The sequence below is a fragment of the Mesorhizobium maamorense genome, from assembly GCF_044998965.1.
Taxonomy (GTDB): Bacteria; Pseudomonadota; Alphaproteobacteria; order Rhizobiales; family Rhizobiaceae; genus Mesorhizobium.
In genome coordinates, this window is the sequence record NZ_CP173356.1 from 3,857,198 (window position 1) to 3,879,358 (window position 22,161).

Here is a 22,161-nt window from a genome sequence, read left to right on the forward strand (position 1 = left end):
GCCCGTTCATTCACCGCTCGCATACAGCCAACGTGCGACAAGAGCGTCGGTGTCGGCACCGAAATCCGCGCGCGCGCCTTCGGAAAAAACCGTGCCGTTCTTGACCACATAGACGTAGTCGGTGATGGCAAGCGCGGCGCGAATATCCTGGTCGACCAGCAGCACGGCCTTGCCGAGTTCGCGGGCAAGATCGCGGACGATGTCGTAGATCGTCTCGCTGGTCTGCGGATCGACGCCGGCGGTCGGTTCGTCGATCAGGTAGACCGACGGATCGGCCATCAGGCTGCGTGCGATCTCGACCTGTCGCTGCTGGCCTCCCGAGAGCTGGCCGGCAGGCTGCGTGCGTTTCTCCCGAACGACGGGAAACCGCTCATAGACATGTTCCAGTTTCTCGGTCAGCACCGTCTTCTTCGGCCTGGCATGCCAGAGACCGAGTTTCAGGTTCGATTCGACCGAGAGATGAGGAAAGAGGCTCGGCCGCTGCGGCAGGTAGGCCAGGCCAAGGCCCAGCATCCGGAAGGGCGGGTTTCCGGTGATGTCCACGTCTCGCAGAAGCACCCGGCCAGCACTCGGTTTCAGAAAGCCGAACAACGCCTTGAGAAGCGTCGACTTGCCCGTGCCGTTCGGGCCGACCACACAGGAAATGCTGCCAGACCAGGCTCTGACCGAAACGTCGCGCAATATGTCGATGTCGCGCGTATAGCCGGCGACAAGGTTCTCGCAGGCGATCAGCGGCGGGGTCGATGGCAGGGAAGCGGTTTCCATCATCGTGCTTCCCGATGCGTTGCGCGGGATCCCGTATAGGCGTGCACGACCTCAGGATTGCGCAGCACCTCGGCGACCGCGCCGTCGGCGATCTTGCGCCCTCGCGCCATCACCATGACGCGCGTTACGACCGACTGGATAGCCTCGAGGTTGTGATCGACAACGACGATGGTGTGACCGTCGCGATTGAGGCTCCTTATGTGCTCGATGATCTCCTCCAGCAGGCGCGGGTGGACGCCGGCGAAGGGCTCGTCCAGAAGCAGCAATCTCGGTTTGAGCATCAGCGCCCGGCCGAGTTCCAGCAGCTTCTGCTGGCCGCCGGAAAGCGCTCTTGCATAACTGTCGGCGAGATGGTCGAGCCTCAGGAAAGCAAGAACCCCACGGGCGCGCTCCTCTGCCGCGGCGCGCCGTTCAGCCGGGTCGGAAAGTGCCGGCACGATGAGGTTTTCCAGCACGGTCATGCGGCGGAACAGGCGGGGAACCTGAAAAGTACGGGCAACACCGCGGCGCGCGAAAAGATTAGCCGGCGAGCGCGCCATGTCGGTACCCTCGACGAGGATGGCACCGCCGTCGGGTTTGAGCGCGCCCGTCACCATGTTGATGGTGGTCGTCTTTCCCGAGCCGTTGGGACCGATCAACCCGACAATTTCGCCGCGGGCCAGGGCAAAGGATAAGCCTTCGACGGCATGGATGCCGCCGAAATGCTTGGCAAGACCACTGACCGAGAAAAAAGCGGTGTCCTTCTCAACCGGCATGGGGTTCCTCGGTGGTAGCAGTTGGAACAGGCGCTTGTTCCCGTGGCCGCGCGCGGAAGCGAGCCCAGTTTTCGACCATCGGATACAGGCCGTTCTGCGCGAAGCGTTGCACCAGGATAAGCGCCAGACCCATCAGCACGAAACGCCATTCGCCGTAGGACCGCAGCGTCTCGGAAAGCAGGAAGACGACGACTGCGCCGACCACGGCGCCGGGCAAGCTTTCGATGCCACCGATCACCGCCATCGCGATAACCAGACCCATCTCCGGCAGGATAGCCATGTTGGGCGTCAGGATGCCTATGAAATGGCCGTAATAAATGCCGGCTATCGCCGCGATCACGCTGGTTACCACGAAGACGAGGATCTTGTAGCGCGTGGTATCCACCCCGCTGGCGCGCGCGGCGCCCTCGTCTTCCCGGATGGCACGTAGAAAAAGACCGACGCGGGTCGCCAACAAGGCATTCATTCCCAATACCGCCAGGACGACGAGCGCAAGGCCGAGATAGTAATAAGGCAGGTCCGATCGACCGGAAAAGAGGCCGGGCACCGGCAAGCCCAGCATGCCGCGTGTGATGTCCTCCTCCGCGACCAGAACGAGGCGGAAGATTTCCGAAATGGCGAGCGTGAAGAGGGCCAGATAAGGCCCGGAAAGCCTCAGGACCAGCGCGCCGATCAGGGCGCCGGCCACGACGGCAAGAGCGATGGCGGAAAGAATGGCAAGCGGCAGGGGCATGCCGATCTGGCCAACGAACAAGGCCGAGGCGTATCCGCCCAGCGCGGCAAAAGCCACATGGGCGAAGGAGAACTGACCGGCGAAACCGGCAAGCAGCGCCCAGCTCGCAGCAAGCAGCGCATAGTACCAGGCGATGGCGCCGACGTGGGTCCAGTATGGTCCGACGCCGAGCGGCACCAACAACGCCACCACGAGCAGAATCGCCTGGGCCGATTGCGAGAATGTTGGATGGACCATTGCCGTGATCCTATTCCAGCCGCAGATGCGAGCGGCCGAACAGGCCGGTCGGCCTGAAGAGCAATGCAATGACGAGCAGCAGCGCTCCGAACGCCTGCGTATAGGCAAGCGCGCGATTGGGGTCCGGCAGATAGCCGACACCCAGCCCTTGCACCAGGCCGAGCAGGATGCCGCCGGTAATGCTTCCGCCGACGGAACCCATGCCGCCGAGCACGATGATGATGAAGGCCTGCACGGCCGGCAACTCACCCATCGACGGCGACAGGGCGAAGATCGGCGCGATCAACGCCCCTGCCCCGCCGGCAAGCGCCGAGCCGATGCCGAAGGCGATGGTGTACATGCGGCGTGGATCGATACCGATGACCGCGGCGGACTCGCGGCTCTGGCTCACCGCATCGAGTGCCTGGCCAAGCGAGGTGCGCTTCAGGAAAAGCGTCAGACCGACAAGCAGGACGACGGCAACGACCGCAGCGATCAGCCGGTCGTAAGGCAGGATCAACGGACCGAGGATCAGCGCTCCTGTCATGAAGGACGGCGGCGCCTTGGCGAAGGGACCGAAGACGACAAGGCCGAGATTGGTGATCAGAATGGTGAGGCCGAAGGTGACGATAATGGCGTATTCGTCCTTGCGCTCGACCTTGTCGGTATACATCGGCGCTATGACGAGCCTCTCGAAGAGCACGCCGAAGATGAACAGGGCCACCATCGCGCCGGCGACACCGACAAGCGGCGGCGCATGGAACCAGGCGATGATGTAGTAGGACGCATAGCCGCCCAGCATATAGAGCGATCCATGGCCGAAATTGACGACCTTCAACACCGAGAAGACCAAAGTGAGCCCCGCCGCCGTCAGCGCGAAAATGAGGCCGATGACCAGGCCGTTGACGGCCAGGAGGAGGAAATAGCTCATGGGTTCACATCACCTCGTTGTCGGCCGCCTGTCCAGTGAAGCGGCCGCCGGCGGCCATGGAGCCGCCGGCGTGCCGTTCATTTGCCGGGCATGACCTTGTCGGTGGTGGCCCACTTCTTCGGATAGACGATCGCAGCATCCTCCGGCGCCTGGTTCACGGCCGTGTATTGGATGATCGTGAACGGCACGTCGACGAACTGATGGAAAGCCCAGTCGGGAGATTTGGTGGTCGGGAAGGTGTAGGTGGCATTCACCCCTTCATATTTGATCTCTTCCAGTGCCTTCACGATCGCCGCGCGGTCGGCCGAGCCTGCCTTCTTGATCGCTTCGACGACGACACCGAACGTGTCATAGGCCTCCATGGCCACGCCGGTCGGCGCCCTGTTGTAGCGTTCGGTGAAGGCCTTCACGAATGCCTTGGCCTTGTCGTTCCATTGCGACTTGGGCTGCGCGACATTGACGATGAGAAGATTGTTGGCGCATTCGCCGTCGACTTCCCACACTTCCTTTTGCAGCAGACCCGAGGAGCCGATGAGGGCCGTGTCGGCAGTTGGTGCGAGGCCGAGCTGGCAGGCCTGCTTGACGAGCTGATACTGTGCCTGTCCGGCGATCACCATCTGGATCGCGTCAGGCCTCGGGCTCTGGTTCATCAGGCGCAGCAGCGCGGGCGTGAAATCCTGCTGGTTGAGGTCGATCGTTGCCAGCGTATAGGGGACGTTCTTGGCCTTCAGCTCATCGGCGATGACCTTGGCCCCGCCCTGGCCGAAATCCGTGTTTTCGGCGATAATGGCGATGTTCTTGAAACCTTGCTCGACCGTCCAGTCGGCTGCCTTGACGTAAACGAGCGAGTTGGCCGGAGCGAGACGATAGACTTCCGGATACTGCTTGGCCGTGATGGCATCCGCCCATACGTCGGTGCCGACCCAGGCGACGCCGTATTTGTGCGCCTCCTCGATTTCGGCGAGAGCGACCGAGGAATGGAATTCGCCGAAGATCGCGGCGACGTTGTCCTTGGTGATGAGCCGAACCGCCGCCGCGCTGCCGTCGGCCGGCTGCCCTTTGGTGTCCTCGTAGCTCACCTTCAGCTGACGGCCGAGAACGCCGCCGGCCTTGTTGACCTCGTCAACGCCGAGCTGCACCGCCCATTGCATCTCCTGGCCGCCGGAATAGTTGCCGGGCGGCGACAGCGGCCCCACCCAGCCTAGCGCGATTGGATCCTCGGCCAGAGCCGGTGCGGCTGCGAACGGCAAGGAAGCCAGCGCGAGTGCCGCCAGCGCTCCCAAATGACTGGATATGGTCTGTTTCATGCGAATTTCCCCTGTTCTTGTTTTCTGCTTGAATGAAACACTACGCTCATTTTTGGCAGATTGAAATATTCATTGCAGCCCGTCAACGGCCGGCGTAAATTCGCCCCATGTTGGAACCCGCCTTCCGCTCGCGCCTGCTCGAGAGTTTCGAGACGATGCCGCGCCAGCTTCGCGCGGCGGCGCAATGGGTGCTCGACAATCCGCGTGACGTTGCCCTCCTGTCGATGCGCGTCCAGGCGCAGCGCGCCGGGGTGACCCCGGCATCGATGACGCGGCTTGCCCAGCGCATGGGCTTCGACGGCTACGATAGCCTGCGCGACCTCTACGCCGAGCAACTTCGCCGCGGCGAGAAGGAGTTTTTGGGCAAGGCCGAAGCATTGATGGCGCGGCGCAAGCGCGGAGGAGACGGCGCGCTGGCCTTCGAGCTGGCCGAAACGCTCGAGCGCCATATGGCGAAGCTTTGCGATGCGGCGACGCTGGAGACGGTGACCCGGGCGGCCTCGGTGCTGGCAGGCGCCAAGCGCATCTATGCGCTGGGCTATCGGTCGAGCTACCCCGTCGCTTGCCATTTCGCCTACATCTATGGTCTCGCCGGCGGCGCGGTGCGTCTGCTTGACGGGGTCGGCGGAACCGGACCTGATCCTTTGTGGGAAGCGGGAGCGGGCGACGTCCTTCTGGCGATCAGCGTAAAGCCCTATACGCGCGCGGCCGTCGAACTCGTTGACTATGCACGCAGCCGTGGGCTCGAAATCGTGGCGATTACCGACAGCGTCGTCTCGCCGCTCGTCAACCGGGCAGGCGCCGTCATCATCGTGCCGACCGAGAGCCCGTCCTTTTTCCACACCATGGCACCGGCCTTTGCCATCGCCGAAACGCTGGCCGCGATCCTGGCGGCCGCCGCCGGCGATCGCGCGCTGGCCGCCATGCGCGACGTCGAACGTCAGTTCGACACCCTTTCCACGCATATCTACGAAACCAGGCAGCGGTCATGACGCACATTCTCCATCGCCAGATCCACCACGATTATCCCGTCGCCGTCGGCGGCGATGGCGTCACCGTCATCGACAGCGAGGGGCGCCGCTATATCGACGCCTCCGGCGGCGCGGCCGTCTCATGCCTTGGCCATCAGCATCCGGCCGTTCTTGCCGCGATGCATGCCGAACTCGACCGGCTCGCCTACGCCCATAGCAGTTTCTTCACCACCCGGCCGGCGGAGGAACTGGCGGACGAACTTGCCGCTCACGCGCCGGGCGATCTTCATCACGTCTATTTCGTCTCCGGCGGATCGGAAGGCATCGAGACCGCCCTGAAGATGGCGCGGCAATATTTCGTCGAGCGCGGCGAGCCGCAGCGCCGCCGCTTCGTGGCCCGTCAGCAGAGCTATCACGGCAATACGCTGGGCGCGCTTTCGGTGGGAGGCAACGCCTGGCGCAAGGCGCCGTTCGAGCCCATGCTGATCGAAAACCATCATATCGAACCATGCTATGCCTATCGGCATCAGCGGCCGGATGAAGGCAGCGAGGCCTACGGCCTGCGGGCCGCCGATGCGCTTGAAACGAAGCTGCAGGAACTCGGGCCGGAAACGGTCATTGCTTTTGTCGCAGAGACCGTGGTTGGAGCGACTCTCGGCGCCGTGCCACCCGCACCCGGTTATTTCAGGCGCATCCGCGAGATTTGCGATCGCCACGGCGTGCTGCTCATCCTCGACGAAGTCATGTGCGGCATGGGTCGCACCGGAACACTGCATGCCTGCGAGCAGGAGGGCGTCGCTCCCGACATCATGGTGGTCGCCAAAGGACTCGGCGGCGGCTACGCCCCGCTCGGCGCGGTGCTGGCGTCCGAGCGGATATTCGATGCCTTTTCGCAAGGCAGCGACTTCCAGCACGGTCACACCTATATCGGCCATCCGCTCGCCTGTGGGGCCGGCCTCGCCGTCCAGCGGGTTATCGAGCGTGATGGTCTGCTTGCCAATGTCGCGGCGCGAGGCACCACGCTCGAACGGCGGCTGCGTGAGCGCTTCGGCAACCATCACCATGTCGGGGACATTCGCGGGCGCGGCCTTTTCCAGGGCATCGAGCTCGTCGCGGATCGCTCGGCCAAGGCCCCGTTCGATCCACGCCTGAAGGTCCATGCCCGGATAAAATCTGAAGCGATGCAACGGGGGTTGATGGTTTATCCGATGGGCGGCACCGTCGATGGGCGGACTGGCGATCACGTCCTGCTTGCACCGCCATTCATCGTCGACGACGGCACGGTCGACATCATCGTCGACCGTTTGGGCGACGCCGTCGATGCCGCGATCGGCAGCATTGCGATCTAGCGCATGAGACGCTCACCGACCGGACTCTGGTCCAATCGGCATCAGCCCCGACCTGGCCTCACAGTGCCGCGCCAGACCATCGGCGCGTGGCAGGTCAGGCGACTGCCGGCGCCTGCTTCCTCGCGCGAACCGGCGGCCAGTCGCACGGCGTGCGTGGCGATCTCCTCAATCGGCGGCGCAAAGGTCGTCAGCCGGTAGGAAGCCCAGTCAGCCTGCTCGATGTCGTCGAAGCCGGCGACGCAGAGATCGCGCGGGACGTCGACGCCGAACTCGTGGCGCGCCGCGTCCAGAAAACCGCAGGCGATCAGGTCGGTCACGCAGAATGCCGCATCCGGTCGCTGCCGGCCCGAAAGCAGGCGCCTTGCGCCTTCTGCCCCGGTCGCATAACCCGTGCGGCCCTCGCGCCACTGGATCACCTCCAGTCCTTCCTTGCGCGCTGCGGCAAGAAAGGCCGTCTCGCGCGCCACCAGACTGGGCGTGCCGGCTGCCGACGTCACCAGGGCAGGCCTGGTGCAACCGGCACGAAGAAAGGCGTGAAGTGCCGCCTCGGCGGCGGCGGCGTTGTCCACGCCGATGTTATGCGGTCCGTCGAACCGGTCGTCGCGATTGATCAGGATCAGGCGCTGCCCGTTCTCGAGGCAGGTTCGGATCAGCTCCTGCGGCGGCGTGCCGGACAGCACGATCGTCGCATCGGCACGGTAGTTCAGCGTGTTGCGCAGCGCCTGGTCGACATGGTGGCTGGGGCCCGACGTGTTGAATACCATGGCCACTTTGCCGGCATCCCTCAAATGCTGTGTCAGCGCCCGCAGGATACGAGCCTGATAGGGCGTGTCGCCATCGGCGACGACAAGGCAGACGATGCCCGTCGATGCCCGCATCAGGCCGCGCGCCAGATGGTTGACGTGATAGCCGAGCTGCTCGGCCGCCAGCAGCACCCGCTCCCGGGTTTCTTCCGAAACGCTGGCGCCGGGCGTAAAGGTGCGCGACACGGCCGAGCGCGAAACGCCGGCAAGCTCCGCGACCTGCTGGGCACTGGAAAAGCCAATACGGCCTCTTGGCGTCGTCATGCACACTCCCACTGGCGTTCGCCGATTCGTTGCACGCACGTGCAGCATAGCGCAAGCCAGTCACAGGTGTCACCGCCGGCCTTGACACACATGCGTAAATGAAACAGCTTTGCACAGCCGTGCATGAAGCCGGCGCCGGAGGCTACCTTGCCCATTTCTTCGCAGACCGCATCGGAGCTGCCATTGCCTGGACGGACAGCGTGAACAGCATGGCGGTGCGGCCGAAACCGAGCCGGATGTCCGAAGCCGAACTCGACAGGCGCGCCGATGTTTGCCGGCAACTGCTCTTGTCGTCGGGAAACATGGCGATGCAGGGCTACAGCCAAATCGACGCAGCGCAGCCTGTGGAGATGAAGGGGCCGCAGGATTTCCTGACCGAGACCGACGGCAAGGTCGAGCATCACATCCGCACGACGTTGGCCGCGGCCTTTCCCGAGGACGGGTTTTTGGGCGAGGAAACCGGCGGCAGCGGCGGCTCTGATCGCATGTGGGTCGTCGACCCGATCGACGGTACGGCGAATTTCATGCGCGGCATTCCGCATTTCTGCGTTTCGATCGCCTTCGTTCAGAACGGCCGCAGCGAGATCGGCGGGATCGCCAATCCGGCGATCGGGGAGGTCTATTTTGCCCGCCGCGGGCACGGTGCGACGCGCAACGGCGCGGCGATCCGTGTTTCGCGCACCCAGGCCTTCGACCGCGCCTCCGTGGAGTTCGGCTGGTCGCCGCGGATTCCCAACCGCGACTATCTGGACAAGGTGGCCCTGGTCTGGTCGCTGGGCGCCAATGTGCGCCGCTCCGGTTCGGGGGCGCTGGGCCTTGCCTATGTGGCCGACGGCCGCTCGGATGCCTATGCCGAGCTTCATATCAATGCATGGGACTGCCTGGCCGGATTGCTGCTGGTCGAGGAAGCCGGCGGGCGCGTCAACCGCTTTCTCGACGGCGACGGCATGGCGAAGGGCAATCCGGTGCTTGCTGCGGCGCCGGGTGTGGCGGCGAGATTGTCCCAGGTGATCGGAGTGCCGCTCGACGACGAATAACCAATTCCAGAGAGCATGAAAGGGAGGAATATCGATGAAAGGTCCATTTGATCGCAGACAAGGCAGGACGTGGCTTGGCCTTGCGGTGCTGGCCATTTTCGGTCTGGCCGGCGGCGCCCATGCGGCGGATCGCAACCTCGTGATGTATTGCGGCGTCGACGAAGCCTGGTGCCGGGCCATGGCCACGACCTACCAGAAGGAAACCGGCGTCAGCGTCGACATGACCCGCATGAGCGCCGGCGAGATCTATGCGCGCCTGCGGGCCGAGAAGGACAATCCGCAAGCCGATATCTGGTGGGGCGGCACCGGTGACCCGCATCTTCAGGCGGCGGAAGAAGGTCTCACCCAGGAATACAAGTCGCCGCAGCTGACGAACCTGCGCGACTGGGCTTTGAGGCAGGCTGAACGCGCCAAGAACCGCACCGTCGGCATCTATCTCGGCGCGCTTGGCTACGGCTACAACGAGGAAGACCTGAAACAGCGCGGCCTGACGGCGCCGGCCTGCTGGGCGGATCTGGTCAAGCCCGATTTCCAGGGCGAGATCGAGATGGCCGACCCCAATTCCTCGGGTACTGCCTGGACGATGCTGGCGACAATCGTGCAGCTGATGGGCGAGGACAAGGCTTTCGACTATCTCAAGCAGCTCAACAAGAACATCGCCGAATACACCAAGGCGGGCGCCGCACCTGCGCTCGCCGTGGGCAAAGGCGAGACGCTGGTCGGCATTTCCTTCCAGCACGACGTCATCAACGCCGCCAAGCAGAATCCGGCCGTCAAGGTGGTCTCGCCCTGTGAAGGCACCGGCTTCGAGATCGGGTCGATGAGCATTGTTGCCGGGGCCAAGCATATCGACGAGGCGCGGAAATTCTACGACTGGGCGCTGACGCCAGACGCGCAGAAACTTGCGGCTCCAAACGGCAGCTACCAGATCCCGTCGAACACCGGCACCCCGGTGCCGCCCGAGGCGCCGGACCTCAGCAAGATCAAGCTGATCGACTATGACTTCGCCAAATATGGATCGTCAGCGGAGCGCAAGCGGCTGTTGAAGAAATTCACCGATGAGGTCCGCAACGGCGGCTGATCTGGTCCGTACGGCCGATCCGCCGGCTGCCTGCGGGGCAGCCGGCGCAACCCCGACCATACCAAAGGAAGATGTCGAATGGCACGGGCTTCGCCCTATCCCATGGCCAATGACCTCCCGGGGCGCAGTGCCGCCGGATGGCTGGCGCTGGCATGGGCGAGCTTCATTGTGCTGCCATGGTACCAAGTCGAAGGCGGCTTGCTTTCCTTTGACTGGCTGGCGCGTCCGGCAGAGGCGGCACCAGCCATCCTGCTGTCGCTGAACGGTCGGCTCTGGCTGCTTCCCTTGATCCTGCCACTTCTCCTGGCAAGCTGGCTCGTCGCGCGCCGGAACCTCCCCGGCCTGGCGACGGCGGGCGCTGCCGGTCTCGCCTGGCTGGCGATCGAGGGTTTTTCCATCATCCATTCGGGTTGGGGATTTGCCTGGCTCGGGCATCTCGCCAGTACGCCGGGGCCGGTGCAGCCGGGTCTCGGCTGGGGTGCCGTGCTGTACGCGGTGGCGATGCTGATGTTCATCGCCGAGGCGCTGGCCGCGCGTGGCTGGTGCAAGGGCGACCGTTTTGTCGTCGGCTCGCTGCTGATCGTGATCGCTTCGCTGATCCTGTTCGTGGCTTATCCGCTGTTGTCGATCCTCGCTTCCGCCATCGAGGACAATGACGGCAATGTCGTGCCGGCTCTGTTTGCCGAAAAGCTGTTCAGTGCCAACATCTGGAGCCTGCGCTGCCTCTACGGCGACGGTTCCTGCGGGGTGGCGTGGAATACGGTGGCGATCGCGGTGATGGTGGGATTCTTCTGCACGGCGCTAGGCCTGGCGCTGGCGCTGATTGCGTTGCGCACCAGGCTGCCTGCCAAATGGCTGCTGCGCGGCCTCTCCATCCTGCCGATCATCACGCCGCCTTTCGTCATCGGCCTGGCGCTGATCCTGTTGTTCGGCCGGGCCGGCATCGTCACCAATCTTTTGTCAGAACATCTCGGTATTCCGCGCAGCCGCTGGATCTACGGCATGGCCGGCATCACCATCGCGCAAGTGCTGGCTTTCACGCCGATCGCCTTCCTGGTCCTGGCCGGCGTGCTGCAGGGCGTCAGCCCGAGCATGGAGGAGGCCTCGCAGACCTTGCGCGCCAGCCGTTGGCGCACTTTCAGCACAATCACCTGGCCGTTGATCCGCCCGGGGCTGGCCAGCGCCTTCCTGATCTCGTTCATCGAGAGCATGGCCGACTTTGCCAACCCGCTGGTGCTGGGCGGCAACTTTAACGTGCTGTCGACGGACATCTTCTTTGCGGTGGTGGGCGCTGCGCATGATCAAGGCCGTGCGGCGGTGCTGGCGATCGTGCTTCTGGGATTCACGCTCGCCGCTTTCGTCATCCAGCGCCGCTGGATCGGCAGCCGCAGCTACGTCACCGTCGCCGGCAAGGGCGATGGCGGTGTGCCGGCCACGCTGCCCAAGGGCTTGCGCATCGGCTGCTACGCCGCCGTCATTCCCTGGCTGCTTCTGACCATCGTGGTCTATGGCATCATCCTGGGCGGCGGCTTCGTGCAATCGATCGGCCGCGACAACACGCCGACTCTCGAATATTTCCTCACCGCTTTCTCCGTCGAGAAAGGCGTCAATGGCTGGTTCCTGAGCGGGTCGGCCTGGCCGTCGCTGCTGATGACCATCGGCCTTGCGCTGGTGGCAATGCCGTTCACCGCCGCGCTCGGCATCCTGACCGCCTATCTGCTCGACCGGCAGCATTTCGCCGGGCGCACGATGTTCGAATTCCTCGCCATGATGAGCTTTGCCATTCCCGGCACCGTCGTCGGCGTCAGCTATATCCTCGCCTTCAACGTGCCGCCGGTGCAACTGACCGGCACCGGACTGATCATCGTCATCTCGTTCATCTTCCGCAACATGCCGGTGGCGATCCGCGCCGGCCTCGCCAATCTGGGGCAGATAGACAAGAGCCTGGACGAGGCATCGCTGACACTGGGCGCGCGTTCCTTCGCCACCTTGCGGCGGGTGATCCTGCCGATCCTGAAGCCGGCGATCGTGACCGCGATGATCTACAGTTTCGTGCGTGCGGTGACCGCCGTCAGCGCCGTCATCTTCCTGGCGACCGGCCGCTTCAATCTCGCCACCGTCTATATTGTCGGGCGAGCCGATGTCGGCGAATACGGCATCGCCATCGTCTATTCGGCGGTGCTTATCGTCGTCATGATGATCATTCTGATCGGCATCCAGCTGCTGGTCGGGGAACGCCGGCTTGGCCGGCGCCGGGCCGAGGCGCAAGCCGTCGTGGCACCAATCTGATCGGGAGAAGCGTATGGATCAAACGGCGAAGAACGCTGCCCCCGGCGTGGTGGACAGACCGGCAGTGCGTTTCGAGGGCGTCACCAAGAAATACGGCGCCGTCACTGCCGTCGACAATGTCAGCTTCGACATCGCACCGGCCAGCCTGGTGACGCTGCTGGGACCCTCCGGCTGCGGCAAGACGACGACGCTCAGGCTGATTGCCGGGCTTGAGCACGCAAGCCACGGGCGCATCGTAATCGACGGCAAGGACGTCACCTTGCTGTCAGCCGCAGAGCGCGACGTCAGCATGGTCTTCCAGTCCTATGCGCTGTTCCCGCACATGAACGTCATGGAAAATGTCGGCTACGGCCTGCGGGCGACGGGGCTCGGCAAGGTTGAGGCCGCAGGGCGCGCCGCCGAGAAGCTGGCACAGGTCGGCCTGTCCGGCTACGAGAAGCGCCAGCCGAGCGAACTTTCGGGCGGCCAGCAGCAGCGCGTGGCCGTGGCGCGCGCCATCGTGCTGGAGCCGAAGGTGCTTTTGTTCGACGAGCCGCTGTCCAATCTCGATGCCAAGCTGCGCCGGCGCGTGCGCGATGAGATCCGCGGTCTTCAGCAGGACCTCGCGCTGACCGTGGTCTATGTGACGCATGACCAGGAGGAGGCGCTGGCCGTGTCCGATCGCATCATCGTCATGAACGCTGCCCGCGTCGCCCAGGACGGAACCCCGCGCGACCTCTACAACGAACCCAGGAACTCTTTCATCGCCGATTTCATGGGCGACGCCAACCTGCTCGATGTCGAGGTTCTCGCCAGCAATGGGACGAATGCCGAGGTAAAGGTCGGGCCGCTGCGGCTCGACATGCGGCATCGCGGCATCGCGGCGGGGCCGGCGGTGCTGGCCGTCCGGCCGAATGCCGTGCGCCTCGTCGCCGGCCAGCCGGCAGCCGGCGGGATGAGAGGGCGCGTGGTCAAGAGTTCTTATCTCGGCGACCACATGGAATACCGCGTCGCGATAAACGATCCGGCGGTCGAGCTGTTTGCGACGTCGCCGGTCGTCACACCCGCCCTGCCGGAAGGTAGCGTCGTCGCGGTCGATTTCGATCCGGCAAAGATCGTGCTGATAGCGCGCGACAAGTCCTAGCCAGCAGCGCACACCGCTACCGGTGCGCCTGATACGAAAATAGTGGTTCTCGACGTTCCATGTCGATGTTACGAATCTCTGTGCATTCCGAATGTGCGCTTGTGACCATGTGTCCGGGCACTTTGGAACTGTGGCGAGCACAGGACGTATTCTTCACGCGGGACCAGACGGTGCACTCGAAGCCGTCGCAGGGCCGCAATGGGCGTTTTCGACAGTGGCCACAAGGGAGGAAATACCAGTGAAAGCATCCTATCTCATCTCAGCCGCGCTGCTTGTGGGGACCGCGATGCCAGCGGCGGCAGCCGAAATTTCCGACGGCAAGGTCAAGATCGGCATCCTCAACGACCAGTCGGGTGTCTATGCCGATTTCGGCGGCAAATGGTCCGTCGAGGCGGCCAAGATGGCTGTCGAGGATTTCGGCGGCAAGGTCCAGAATGCGCCTATCGAGATCATCAGCGCCGACCACCAGAACAAACCGGACATCGCCTCCAACATCGCGCGCCAGTGGTACGACACCGAGCAGGTCGATGCCATAATGGAACTGACCACCTCCTCGGTGGCGCTCGCCGTGCAGGGGCTTTCCAAGGAAAAGAAGAAGATCGACATCGTCACCGGCGCTGCTGCGACCGACCTGACCGGCAAGCAGTGCTCGCCCTATGGTTTCCATTGGGCCTACGACACCCATTCCCAGGCCGTCGGCACAGGCGGTGCCCTGGTGCAGCAAGGCGGTGACAGCTGGTATTTCATCACCGTCGACTACGCCTTTGGCTATTCGCTCGAGGAGCAGACCGCCAGGCTCGTCAAGGATCGCGGCGGCAAGGTGCTTGGTGAAGTGCGCTATCCGCTCGGCTCGACCGACTACTCATCCTTCCTGCTGCAGGCGCAATCCTCCGGCGCCAAGATCGTCGGCCTTGCCAATGCCGGTCTCGACACTTCCAATTCGATCAAGCAGGCCGCCGAATTCGGCATCGTCGCCGGCGGCCAGCGGCTCGCGGCGCTTCTGTTCACGCTGGCCGAAGTGCATGGCCTCGGCCTGCAGGCGGCGCAGGGCGTCGTGCTGACCGAAGGCTATTACTGGGATCGCGACGACAAGAGCCGCGAGTTCGCCAACCGCTTTTTCAAACGCACCGGCAGGATGCCGAACATGATCCAGGCCGGGACCTATTCGGCGGTGTCGCAGTATCTCAAGGCCATCGACAAGGCCGGCACCGACGGAACCGAAGCGGTGGCCAAGGAATTGCATTCGATGCCGGTCAATGATGTCTTTACCGCCAACGGCAAGGTGCAGGCCGACGGCTCCATGGTACACGACATGTACCTCTATCAGGTCAAGAAGCCCGAGGAGAGCAAGAAGGAGTGGGACTACTACACCTATCTTGCGACCATTCCGGGCGACCAGGCCTTCATGAAGGCCACGGATAGCGGCTGCCCGCTCGTCAGCAAGTGACGACGGCAACCGCCGCGGCCGTCAGGCCTGACGGCGATGGAACCGTGCCGCGGGTGGTGCTTTCCGCCCGCGGCCTCAGGCGCGATTTCGCCGGGTTCGTCGCGGTGAAGGATGTCGATCTCGACGTTCATCACGGCAGGATTCACGCCTTGATCGGGCCGAACGGCGCCGGCAAGACCACGATTTTCAACCTTTTGACCAAGTTCCTCCAGCCGACCAGCGGCACGATTGAACTGCTCGGCACCGACATTACCCGGACACCGCCGGCCAGGGTGGCGCGGATGGGCCTCGTGCGCTCGTTCCAGATATCGGCGATCTTTCCGCATCTGAGCGTGCTCGACAATGTGCGCGTTGCGCTGCAGCGGCCAGGGGGGCTGGGCTTCCAGTTCTGGCGCCCGCTTTCGGCGCTCGACCAACTGACGCCGCGGGCGCGCGAGCTTCTCGGCACGGTCGGCCTCGACGACGCGGCGCACCGGCTCGCCGGCGATCTCTCCTATGGCCGCAAGCGCGTGCTCGAGATCGCCACCACGCTGGCGCTCGATCCAAAGGTGCTGCTGCTCGACGAGCCGATGGCCGGCATGGGGCACGAGGATGTCAGCATGATCTCCGGGATCATCCGCGCCTTGGCCCGCGATCGGGCCGTGCTCATGGTCGAGCACAATCTGACCGTCGTTGCCGATCTTTGCGACTGGATCACCGTGATGCAGCGCGGCAGGGTGCTCGCCGCCGGCGACTATCCGACGGTCAGCCAGGATGAACGCGTCCGGATAGCCTATATGGGAACCGAGCATGAGTGAGCCGCTGCTTGCCGTGCGCGATCTCCATGCCTGGTACGGCGAGGGCCACGCGCTGCACGGCGTCGACCTCGATGTGTTCCCCGGCGAAACCGTGACGCTTCTTGGCCGCAACGGCGTCGGCAAGACCACGACGCTGCGCGCCATCATGGGGCTGATCCGGAAGCGCACCGGCAGTGTCGTCTTCAACGGCAACGACTTGATCGGCCTGCCCTTGCACCGTGTCGCCCACCAAGGCATCGGTTTCGTTCCCGAGGAGCGTGGCATCTTTGCCACGCTGACAGTCGATGAGAACCTGATCCTGCCGCCGGTGGTGGCCAGGGGCGGCATGAGCGTCGAGGAGATCTTCGACCTCTTCCCTAACCTGAAGGAGCGCCGCAACAGCCCGGGCACCAGGCTGTCCGGCGGCGAGCAGCAGATGCTGGCGATCGCCCGCATCCTGAGGACGGGCGTCCGGATGCTGCTCCTCGACGAGCCGACCGAAGGCCTGGCGCCGGTCATCGTGCAGCGCATCGGCGAATTGCTTGCGACGTTGAAGAAGCGCGGCATGACGATCCTGCTCGTGGAGCAGAATTTCCGTTTCGCCGCCCGCATTGCCGACCGCTTCTACCTGATGGAGCACGGCAAGGTGCTGAGCGGGTTTCCGGTCGGCGAACTGGCCGCCCACGACGCTCAACTGCACGAGGTGCTCGGAGTATGATGGCGCCATGACGATGATCTTCGGCATCCCCATCCAGGCCTTTCTCGGGCAGTTGCTGGTCGGGCTGATCAACGGTTCCTTCTATGCGATGCTGAGCCTTGGCCTCGCCGTCATCTTCGGCCTGCTGCGCATCATCAATTTCGCCCACGGCGCGCTCTACATGCTGGGCGCCTTCATCGGTTATCTGCTGCTTGTCCATCTCGGCATCGGCTATTGGCCGGCGCTGATCCTGGTGCCGCTCGCCGTCGGGCTGTTCGGCATTGCGGTCGAGCGTGCAGCGCTCTCGCGGCTCTACCAGCTCGACCCTCTCTACGGCCTGCTCTTCACTTTCGGCCTGGCCTTGGTCATCGAGGGCGTCTTCCGTTATTATTACGGCGTCTCGGGAAATCCCTATGCGGTGCCGGCGCTACTTGCGGGCGGCACCAATCTCGGCTTCATGTTCCTGCCCAACTATCGCGGCTGGGTGGTGCTGGCATCGCTTCTCGTCTGCCTGGGCACATGGCTTTTGATCGAGAAGACCAGGCTTGGCTCTTATCTGCGCGCCGCGACCGAAAATCCAGAACTGGTCCAGGCTTTCGGCGTCAACGTGCCACTGCTTTTGACACTCACCTATGGACTGGGTGCGGCACTTGCCGGTCTTGCCGGGATCCTGGCGGCTCCCGTCTACCAGGTCAGTCCGCTGATGGGGTCGGATCTGATCATCGTCGTCTTCGCCGTCGTCGTGGTCGGCGGCATGGGCTCGATCCTGGGCGCCATCGTCACCGGCTACATGCTCGGCCTCGCCGAGGGCCTAACCAAGGTGTTCTATCCCGAGGCGTCGAACCTTGTCGTCTTCGTCATCATGGCGATCGTGCTTCTACTGCGGCCGGCCGGCCTGTTCGGAAGGGACGCCTGAGATGAGCGAGCTGACGCTTCACGAAAAGCGCGCCGCGGCCTCCGTGCGGCTGGAACGCGCGCTGGTGGCGCTGGCGGTATTGGCGCTCATCGCCGCGCCGTTCTTCGTCTACCCGTTCTTCCTTATGAAGATGCTGTGCTTTGCGCTGTTTGCCTGCGCCTTCAACCTGTTGCTCGGCTACACCGGCCTGTTGTCCTTCGGCCACGCGACCTTCTTCGGTGGCGCCGCCTATTTCTGCGCGCATGCCGTCAAGGTATGGGGCTGGCCGCCAGAGGCAGGCATTCTGCTGGGTACCGCCGGCGCGGCCCTGCTCGGGCTGGTCATGGGCTTCTTCGCCATCCGCCGGCAAGGCATCTATTTCGCCATGATCACGCTGGCGCTGGCGCAGATGTTCTTCTTCTTCTGCGTGCAGGCACCGTTCACGCAAGGCGAGGATGGCATCCAGGGCGTTCCGCGCGGCAACCTCTTCGGCATCATCGATTTGAGCGCTACGGTCAACATGTACTATGTCGTATTGGCCATCTTCCTGATCGGCGTCTTCGCCATTTGGCGGATCGTCAACTCGCCCTTCGGCATGATCCTGCGCTCGATCCGCGAGAACGAGAACCGCGCCATCTCGCTCGGCTATTCCGTCGCCAGGTATAAGCTCGCCGCTTTCGTCATGTCGGCCGCACTTGCGGGGCTTGCCGGCGCGGTCAAGGCAATCGTGTTCCAGTTCGCGACGCTCACCGACGTGACATGGCAGATGTCGGGCGAGGTGATCCTGATGTCGCTGCTTGGCGGCATCGGTACCATGGTCGGGCCGGTCGTCGGCGCCGGCTTCGTCGTCGGCCTTGAAAACACACTCGCCACCTCAGGCTTTCCGGTGACCATCGCCACCGGCCTGATATTCATGGTCTGCGTGCTCGTCTTCCGGCGCGGCATCGTCGGCGAATTCCATGCGCGGCTGCCCAGGCCGGCGGACGGTGCAAGTGGTTGATATTCATCCCGTGGCCGATCTCCCTGCTGTCTCCAGCCATGTGGTGGGCAGTCCAGTGAGCAACCGGGAATGCAGCCTGGATGTTTATCGAAGCGCCTGCTTTACAGGCAGGTTTGGTAGCGCTACCGTCTCTGTATCGCGTGACCACATGAAGGTTGGAGGGCCGTCGCCGGGAGAGGTCAGCGGTTCCTTCGAAGAGACGTCGCGGGAATCGTTCGGGAGGAGGATCGATGGCGTCTGTCGCGATTAGCGAGGTTTACAAATCATTCGGGACCGTCGAGGTTCTGCACGGCGTCAGCGTGAACATCGACGATGGCGAATTCGTCACGCTGGTCGGGCCGTCGGGTTGCGGAAAATCAACCCTGCTCAGGATGATCGCGGGCCTGGAAAAGATTTCGCGAGGCCAGATCGCGATTGGCGAGCGTGTCGTCAACAACGTTGCGCCGAAGGAACGCGACGTCGCCATGGTCTTCCAGAACTATGCGCTGTACCCGCATATGACCGTCGCCGAGAACATGGCGTTTTCGCTCATGCTGAAGGGCGTTTCGAAGGCTGAGAGCGGCGCCGGCGTCCAGCGCGCTGCGGAGATTCTGGGGCTCGTGCCGCTGTTGGCGCGCTATCCCCGCCAGCTTTCCGGCGGACAGCGCCAGCGGGTTGCCATGGGGCGGGCGATCGTGCGCGATCCGGCGGTTTTCCTGTTCGACGAGCCGCTGTCCAATCTTGACGCCAAGCTCAGGGTGCAGATGCGCGCCGAGATCAAGGAACTGCACCAGCGCCTGAAAACCACGACGGTCTATGTTACCCACGACCAGATCGAAGCCATGACCATGGCGGACAAGATCGTGGTCATGCATGACGGCATCGTCGAGCAGATCGGGCCGCCGCTGGAACTCTACGACAGGCCGGACAATCTCTTCGTCGCCAGTTTCATCGGCTCGCCCGCCATGAATTTGCTGCGGGGCGAAATCGCGACCAACGGGTCGCCGTCCTTTCGGGGCGCGGGCGGAATTTCCGTGCCGTTGGGCGCAGCATCGTCCGTCAAAGGCGGCGAGCCGGTGGTGCTGGGCATACGGCCCGAGCATTTGCGGCTGTCCGACCAGGGCATTGCGGTCACCATCGCGGTGATCGAGCCGACCGGGTCGGAGGTACAGCTCATCGGCCGGACAGCCGGCGGTGAAGAGATCGTGGCCAACTTTCGGGAACGTCATTCCTTCACGCCGGGCGAAACCATCCGGCTCACCGCCGAACCCGGGCTCATTCATCTCTTCCACGGCGAAACCGGGCAGCGGCTTCAAACGCGCGGCAAGCTGTAAAGACCAAACGGTAAGAGAAACAAACAGGAGGAACGAGCATGAAATTCACCAGACGTGACGTGATCCGCACGACGGCCGGCGCTGCTGCTGGCGTTTTGGGAAGCCGCTTCGCCGGCTCTCCGGCCTTCGCCCAGGAAGGCCTGAAGTACAAGCCGGAGGACGGTGCGAAGCTCAGGCTGCTGCGCTGGTCGCCTTTCGTGCAGGGTGACGAGGACCAGTGGCTGAAAAACACCAAGCGGTTCACCGAAGCGACGGGCGTGGAGGTACGTGTCGACAAGGAAAGCTGGGAAGACATTCGCCCCAAGGCAGCGGTCGCCGCCAATGTCGGTTCAGGTCCGGATCTGATGTTCGTCTGGTTCGACGACCCGCATCAATATCCCGACAAGCTGCACGACGTGACGGAACTGGGCGAGTATCTGGGCTCGAAATATGGCGGCTGGCACGACGGACCAAAGCAATATGCGACCCGAGAAGGCAAATTCATCGGCCTGCCGCTCGCCACCATCGGAAATGCCATCGTCTATCGGGAAAGCTGGGTAAAAGAGGCCGGCTTTTCGGAGTTCCCCAAGGACACGAAAGGCTTCCTCGAACTTTGCAAGGCCCTGCAGGCGAAGGGGCATCCGGCCGGCTTTACGCACGGCCATGGTGTCGGCGACGGCAACAACTACGCGCACTGGCTGCTGTGGAGCCATGGCGGCCAGATGGTCGACGAGGGCGGCAAGGTGACGATCAACAGCCCCGAGACCCTCAAGGCGATCGAATACGCGCAGGAACTCTACAAGACTTTTATTCCAGGCACCGAAAGCTGGCTCGACGTCAACAACAATCGCGCCTTCCTGGCCGGCGAACTCAGTGTGATCGCCAATGGCATTTCCGCCTACAACACGGCCAAGATCAACAAGGACAATGATCCGAAGCTGGCGGAAATGGCCAAGGACATACGCACCACCAACCTGCCGATCGGTCCTGTCGGCAAATCCGTCGAACTGTTCCAGGTGACCACGGCCGTCATCTTCGACTACACGCCCTACCCCAACGCGGCCAAAGCCTATCTGCAATTCATGTTCGAGGACCCGCAAATGCCGGACTGGATCACCTCCTCGGCGGGCTACTGCTGCCAGACGCTCAAGGCGTTCGACAACAATCCGGTGTGGACAGCCGATCCGAACAATGCCGCTTATGCCAAGGCGTCGGCGACGCTGCGGCCCAACGGCTATGCCGGGCCGCTCGGCTATGCCTCGGCGGCGACCATGGCCGACTATGTCCTGGTCGACATGTTCGCCAAGGCCGTCACGGGGCAGGCCACGCCCCAGGAGGCAATGGAAGAGGCGGAGAAGCGCGCAAACCGGTATTATCGCGTTTGATCGACGCCAGCTGAGCCTGGCGGCTGTGCCCCACGCTATCGGACCCTCCGGAAGCGCAGGGCGGTCGCCAGGCCGTTCAACGAGACCCTTGCAGGGAGCCCGCCCCATGGCCGTGCCGTCCGTCGCCGCTCAGCCGCGTTCCTCGATGCTGTCGCGCCTGGCCGAGAGCAGGAATGCGCTTGGCTTCGGCTTCATGCTGCCGGCGGCGGCATTGCTGCTTGTCTTCCTGACCTATCCGCTTGGGCTCGGCGTCTGGCTCGGCTTCACCGATGCCCGCATCGGCCGTCCCGGCATCTTCATCGGCATCGAGAACTATGAATATCTGTGGAGCGACGCCGTCTTCTGGCTCTCCGTCTTCAACACCCTGCTCTACACCGTCAGCGCCTCGATCCTGAAATTCGCGCTCGGCCTCTGGCTGGCGCTCATCCTCAACCAGAACCTTCCCTTCAAATCGTTCTTCCGCGCGATTGTCCTGTTGCCGTGGGTGGTGCCGACGGTGCTGTCGGCCATCGCCTTCTGGTGGATTTACGATTCGCAGTTCTCGATCCTGTCCTGGGCACTCCAGCAGATGGGCCTGATCGACCATCGCATCAATTTCCTCGGCGATCCGGAGAACGCGCGTGCTTCGGTGATCGCGGCCAATGTCTGGCGCGGCATCCCTTTCGTAGCCATCACGCTGCTTGCCGGCTTGCAGACAATCCCCCAATCGCTTTACGAGGCCGCCACGCTCGACGGCGCCAACCGCTGGCAATTGTTTCGCCATGTGACGCTGCCGCTGCTCACCCCCATCATCGCCATCACCATGACGTTCTCGGTGCTGTTCACCTTCACGGATTTCCAGCTGATCTATGTGCTGACCCGCGGCGGACCGGTAAATGCCACCCATCTGATGGCGACGCTGTCGTTCCAGCGCGGCATTTCGGGCGGCCAGCTCGGCGAGGGCGCCGCGATCGCGGTCGCCATGATCCCATTCCTCCTTGCCGCGATCCTGTTCAGTTATTTCGGCTTGCAGCGCCGCAAATGGCAGCAGGGGGGCGGAGACTGA

20 protein-coding genes are annotated in these 22,161 nt (G+C 63.6%); 14 read left to right on the plus strand and 6 right to left on the minus strand.

Features of this window, described 5'->3' with window-relative positions; genetic code table 11:
• Positions 1–6: 6 nt before the first annotated feature.
• The 5 genes from ACIU1A_RS19415 to ACIU1A_RS19435 form a co-directional block, all read right to left on the minus strand.
• Positions 7–768, minus strand: a complete 762-nt coding sequence (locus ACIU1A_RS19415; RefSeq protein ID WP_140623992.1) for an ABC transporter ATP-binding protein — start codon at positions 766–768, stop codon at positions 7–9.
• Entirely contained in the window at positions 765–1,520 is a 756-nt protein-coding gene (locus ACIU1A_RS19420; protein ID WP_140515007.1) for an ABC transporter ATP-binding protein, read from the minus strand. The genes ACIU1A_RS19415 and ACIU1A_RS19420 overlap by 4 nt, the downstream gene beginning before the upstream one ends.
• Positions 1,510–2,490, minus strand: coding sequence for a branched-chain amino acid ABC transporter permease (locus ACIU1A_RS19425; RefSeq protein ID WP_140558649.1), 981 nt, complete (start codon positions 2,488–2,490; stop codon positions 1,510–1,512). Before ACIU1A_RS19425 ends, ACIU1A_RS19420 begins: the two co-directional genes overlap by 11 nt.
• 10 nt (positions 2,491–2,500) lie before the next feature.
• On the minus strand, positions 2,501–3,400 hold the full coding sequence (locus ACIU1A_RS19430) for a branched-chain amino acid ABC transporter permease (RefSeq protein WP_404925032.1): 900 nt from the start codon (positions 3,398–3,400) through the stop codon (positions 2,501–2,503).
• A 77-nt stretch (positions 3,401–3,477) separates the two neighbouring features.
• Positions 3,478–4,707 carry an ABC transporter substrate-binding protein gene (locus ACIU1A_RS19435; protein ID WP_140642466.1) on the minus strand — a complete coding sequence of 410 codons (1,230 nt, stop codon included), beginning with the start codon at positions 4,705–4,707 and terminating at the stop codon, positions 3,478–3,480.
• A gap of 107 nt (positions 4,708–4,814) precedes the next feature.
• Between ACIU1A_RS19435 and ACIU1A_RS19440 the strand changes: the two genes are divergently transcribed.
• Both ACIU1A_RS19440 and ACIU1A_RS19445 read left to right on the plus strand, forming a co-directional pair.
• On the plus strand, positions 4,815–5,699 hold the full coding sequence (locus tag ACIU1A_RS19440; RefSeq protein WP_404925033.1) for a MurR/RpiR family transcriptional regulator: 885 nt from the start codon (positions 4,815–4,817) through the stop codon (positions 5,697–5,699).
• Positions 5,696–7,027 (plus strand): aspartate aminotransferase family protein, encoded by a 1,332-nt coding sequence (locus ACIU1A_RS19445; RefSeq protein WP_404925034.1) that lies wholly within the window; start codon positions 5,696–5,698, stop codon positions 7,025–7,027. Before ACIU1A_RS19440 ends, ACIU1A_RS19445 begins: the two co-directional genes overlap by 4 nt.
• Before the next feature lie 41 nt (positions 7,028–7,068).
• On the opposite strand, the gene ACIU1A_RS19450 is transcribed toward ACIU1A_RS19445, so the two are convergent.
• Positions 7,069–8,094, minus strand: a complete 1,026-nt coding sequence (locus ACIU1A_RS19450) for a substrate-binding domain-containing protein (RefSeq protein ID WP_140498399.1) — start codon at positions 8,092–8,094, stop codon at positions 7,069–7,071.
• Between the two features lie 236 nt (positions 8,095–8,330).
• On the opposite strand from ACIU1A_RS19450, the gene ACIU1A_RS19455 reads away from it, so the two are divergent.
• The 12 genes from ACIU1A_RS19455 (at position 8,331) to ACIU1A_RS19510 (ending at position 22,161) form a co-directional block, all read left to right on the plus strand.
• The gene (locus ACIU1A_RS19455; protein WP_404927970.1) at positions 8,331–9,131 is read left to right on the plus strand and encodes an inositol monophosphatase family protein; all 801 of its coding nucleotides are present in this window, start codon (positions 8,331–8,333) and stop codon (positions 9,129–9,131) included.
• 34 nt (positions 9,132–9,165) lie between these two features.
• Positions 9,166–10,212 carry an ABC transporter substrate-binding protein gene (locus tag ACIU1A_RS19460; RefSeq protein WP_404925035.1) on the plus strand — a complete coding sequence of 349 codons (1,047 nt, stop codon included), beginning with the start codon at positions 9,166–9,168 and terminating at the stop codon, positions 10,210–10,212.
• 78 nt (positions 10,213–10,290) lie between these two features.
• Positions 10,291–12,501, plus strand: coding sequence for an ABC transporter permease (locus ACIU1A_RS19465; RefSeq protein WP_404925036.1), 2,211 nt, complete (start codon positions 10,291–10,293; stop codon positions 12,499–12,501).
• Positions 12,502–12,514: 13 nt separating this feature from the next.
• On the plus strand, positions 12,515–13,624 hold the full coding sequence (locus ACIU1A_RS19470) for an ABC transporter ATP-binding protein (RefSeq protein ID WP_140498401.1): 1,110 nt from the start codon (positions 12,515–12,517) through the stop codon (positions 13,622–13,624).
• Between the two features lie 238 nt (positions 13,625–13,862).
• Positions 13,863–15,071, plus strand: coding sequence for an ABC transporter substrate-binding protein (locus ACIU1A_RS19475; RefSeq protein WP_404925037.1), 1,209 nt, complete (start codon positions 13,863–13,865; stop codon positions 15,069–15,071).
• Positions 15,068–15,868: an ABC transporter ATP-binding protein gene (locus ACIU1A_RS19480; protein WP_404925038.1), complete on the plus strand. Its 801-nt coding sequence runs from the start codon at positions 15,068–15,070 to the stop codon at positions 15,866–15,868. The genes ACIU1A_RS19475 and ACIU1A_RS19480 overlap by 4 nt, the downstream gene beginning before the upstream one ends.
• A complete protein-coding gene (locus ACIU1A_RS19485; RefSeq protein WP_404925039.1) occupies positions 15,861–16,565 on the plus strand; it encodes an ABC transporter ATP-binding protein in 705 nt (234 codons plus the stop codon). The genes ACIU1A_RS19480 and ACIU1A_RS19485 overlap by 8 nt, the downstream gene beginning before the upstream one ends.
• A gap of 7 nt (positions 16,566–16,572) precedes the next feature.
• Positions 16,573–17,460, plus strand: coding sequence for a branched-chain amino acid ABC transporter permease (locus ACIU1A_RS19490; protein WP_140514993.1), 888 nt, complete (start codon positions 16,573–16,575; stop codon positions 17,458–17,460).
• Between the two features lies 1 nt (position 17,461).
• Positions 17,462–18,439 (plus strand): branched-chain amino acid ABC transporter permease, encoded by a 978-nt coding sequence (locus ACIU1A_RS19495; protein ID WP_404925040.1) that lies wholly within the window; start codon positions 17,462–17,464, stop codon positions 18,437–18,439.
• A 230-nt stretch (positions 18,440–18,669) separates the two neighbouring features.
• Positions 18,670–19,752: an ABC transporter ATP-binding protein gene (locus tag ACIU1A_RS19500; protein ID WP_404925041.1), complete on the plus strand. Its 1,083-nt coding sequence runs from the start codon at positions 18,670–18,672 to the stop codon at positions 19,750–19,752.
• Positions 19,753–19,790: 38 nt separating this feature from the next.
• Positions 19,791–21,116 carry an ABC transporter substrate-binding protein gene (locus ACIU1A_RS19505; RefSeq protein ID WP_140560382.1) on the plus strand — a complete coding sequence of 442 codons (1,326 nt, stop codon included), beginning with the start codon at positions 19,791–19,793 and terminating at the stop codon, positions 21,114–21,116.
• 145 nt (positions 21,117–21,261) lie between these two features.
• On the plus strand, positions 21,262–22,161 hold the full coding sequence (locus ACIU1A_RS19510) for a carbohydrate ABC transporter permease (RefSeq protein ID WP_404927971.1): 900 nt from the start codon (positions 21,262–21,264) through the stop codon (positions 22,159–22,161).

Coding starts and splice junctions, on each gene's coding strand:
- ACIU1A_RS19430 (WP_404925032.1), bottom strand. CDS start 3,400: ATGAGCTATTTCCTCCTCCTGGCCGTCAACGGCCTGGTCATCGGCCTC.
- ACIU1A_RS19425 (WP_140558649.1), bottom strand. CDS start 2,490: ATGGTCCATCCAACATTCTCGCAATCGGCCCAGGCGATTCTGCTCGTG.
- ACIU1A_RS19465 (WP_404925036.1), top strand. CDS start 10,291: ATGGCACGGGCTTCGCCCTATCCCATGGCCAATGACCTCCCGGGGCGC.
- ACIU1A_RS19455 (WP_404927970.1), top strand. CDS start 8,331: ATGTCCGAAGCCGAACTCGACAGGCGCGCCGATGTTTGCCGGCAACTG.
- ACIU1A_RS19505 (WP_140560382.1), top strand. CDS start 19,791: ATGAAATTCACCAGACGTGACGTGATCCGCACGACGGCCGGCGCTGCT.
- ACIU1A_RS19440 (WP_404925033.1), top strand. CDS start 4,815: ATGTTGGAACCCGCCTTCCGCTCGCGCCTGCTCGAGAGTTTCGAGACG.
- ACIU1A_RS19490 (WP_140514993.1), top strand. CDS start 16,573: ATGACGATGATCTTCGGCATCCCCATCCAGGCCTTTCTCGGGCAGTTG.
- ACIU1A_RS19450 (WP_140498399.1), bottom strand. CDS start 8,094: ATGACGACGCCAAGAGGCCGTATTGGCTTTTCCAGTGCCCAGCAGGTC.
- ACIU1A_RS19485 (WP_404925039.1), top strand. CDS start 15,861: ATGAGTGAGCCGCTGCTTGCCGTGCGCGATCTCCATGCCTGGTACGGC.
- ACIU1A_RS19460 (WP_404925035.1), top strand. CDS start 9,166: ATGAAAGGTCCATTTGATCGCAGACAAGGCAGGACGTGGCTTGGCCTT.
- ACIU1A_RS19435 (WP_140642466.1), bottom strand. CDS start 4,707: ATGAAACAGACCATATCCAGTCATTTGGGAGCGCTGGCGGCACTCGCG.
- ACIU1A_RS19495 (WP_404925040.1), top strand. CDS start 17,462: ATGAGCGAGCTGACGCTTCACGAAAAGCGCGCCGCGGCCTCCGTGCGG.
- ACIU1A_RS19510 (WP_404927971.1), top strand. CDS start 21,262: ATGCTGTCGCGCCTGGCCGAGAGCAGGAATGCGCTTGGCTTCGGCTTC.
- ACIU1A_RS19500 (WP_404925041.1), top strand. CDS start 18,670: ATGGCGTCTGTCGCGATTAGCGAGGTTTACAAATCATTCGGGACCGTC.
- ACIU1A_RS19415 (WP_140623992.1), bottom strand. CDS start 768: ATGATGGAAACCGCTTCCCTGCCATCGACCCCGCCGCTGATCGCCTGC.
- ACIU1A_RS19470 (WP_140498401.1), top strand. CDS start 12,515: ATGGATCAAACGGCGAAGAACGCTGCCCCCGGCGTGGTGGACAGACCG.
- ACIU1A_RS19420 (WP_140515007.1), bottom strand. CDS start 1,520: ATGCCGGTTGAGAAGGACACCGCTTTTTTCTCGGTCAGTGGTCTTGCC.
- ACIU1A_RS19445 (WP_404925034.1), top strand. CDS start 5,696: ATGACGCACATTCTCCATCGCCAGATCCACCACGATTATCCCGTCGCC.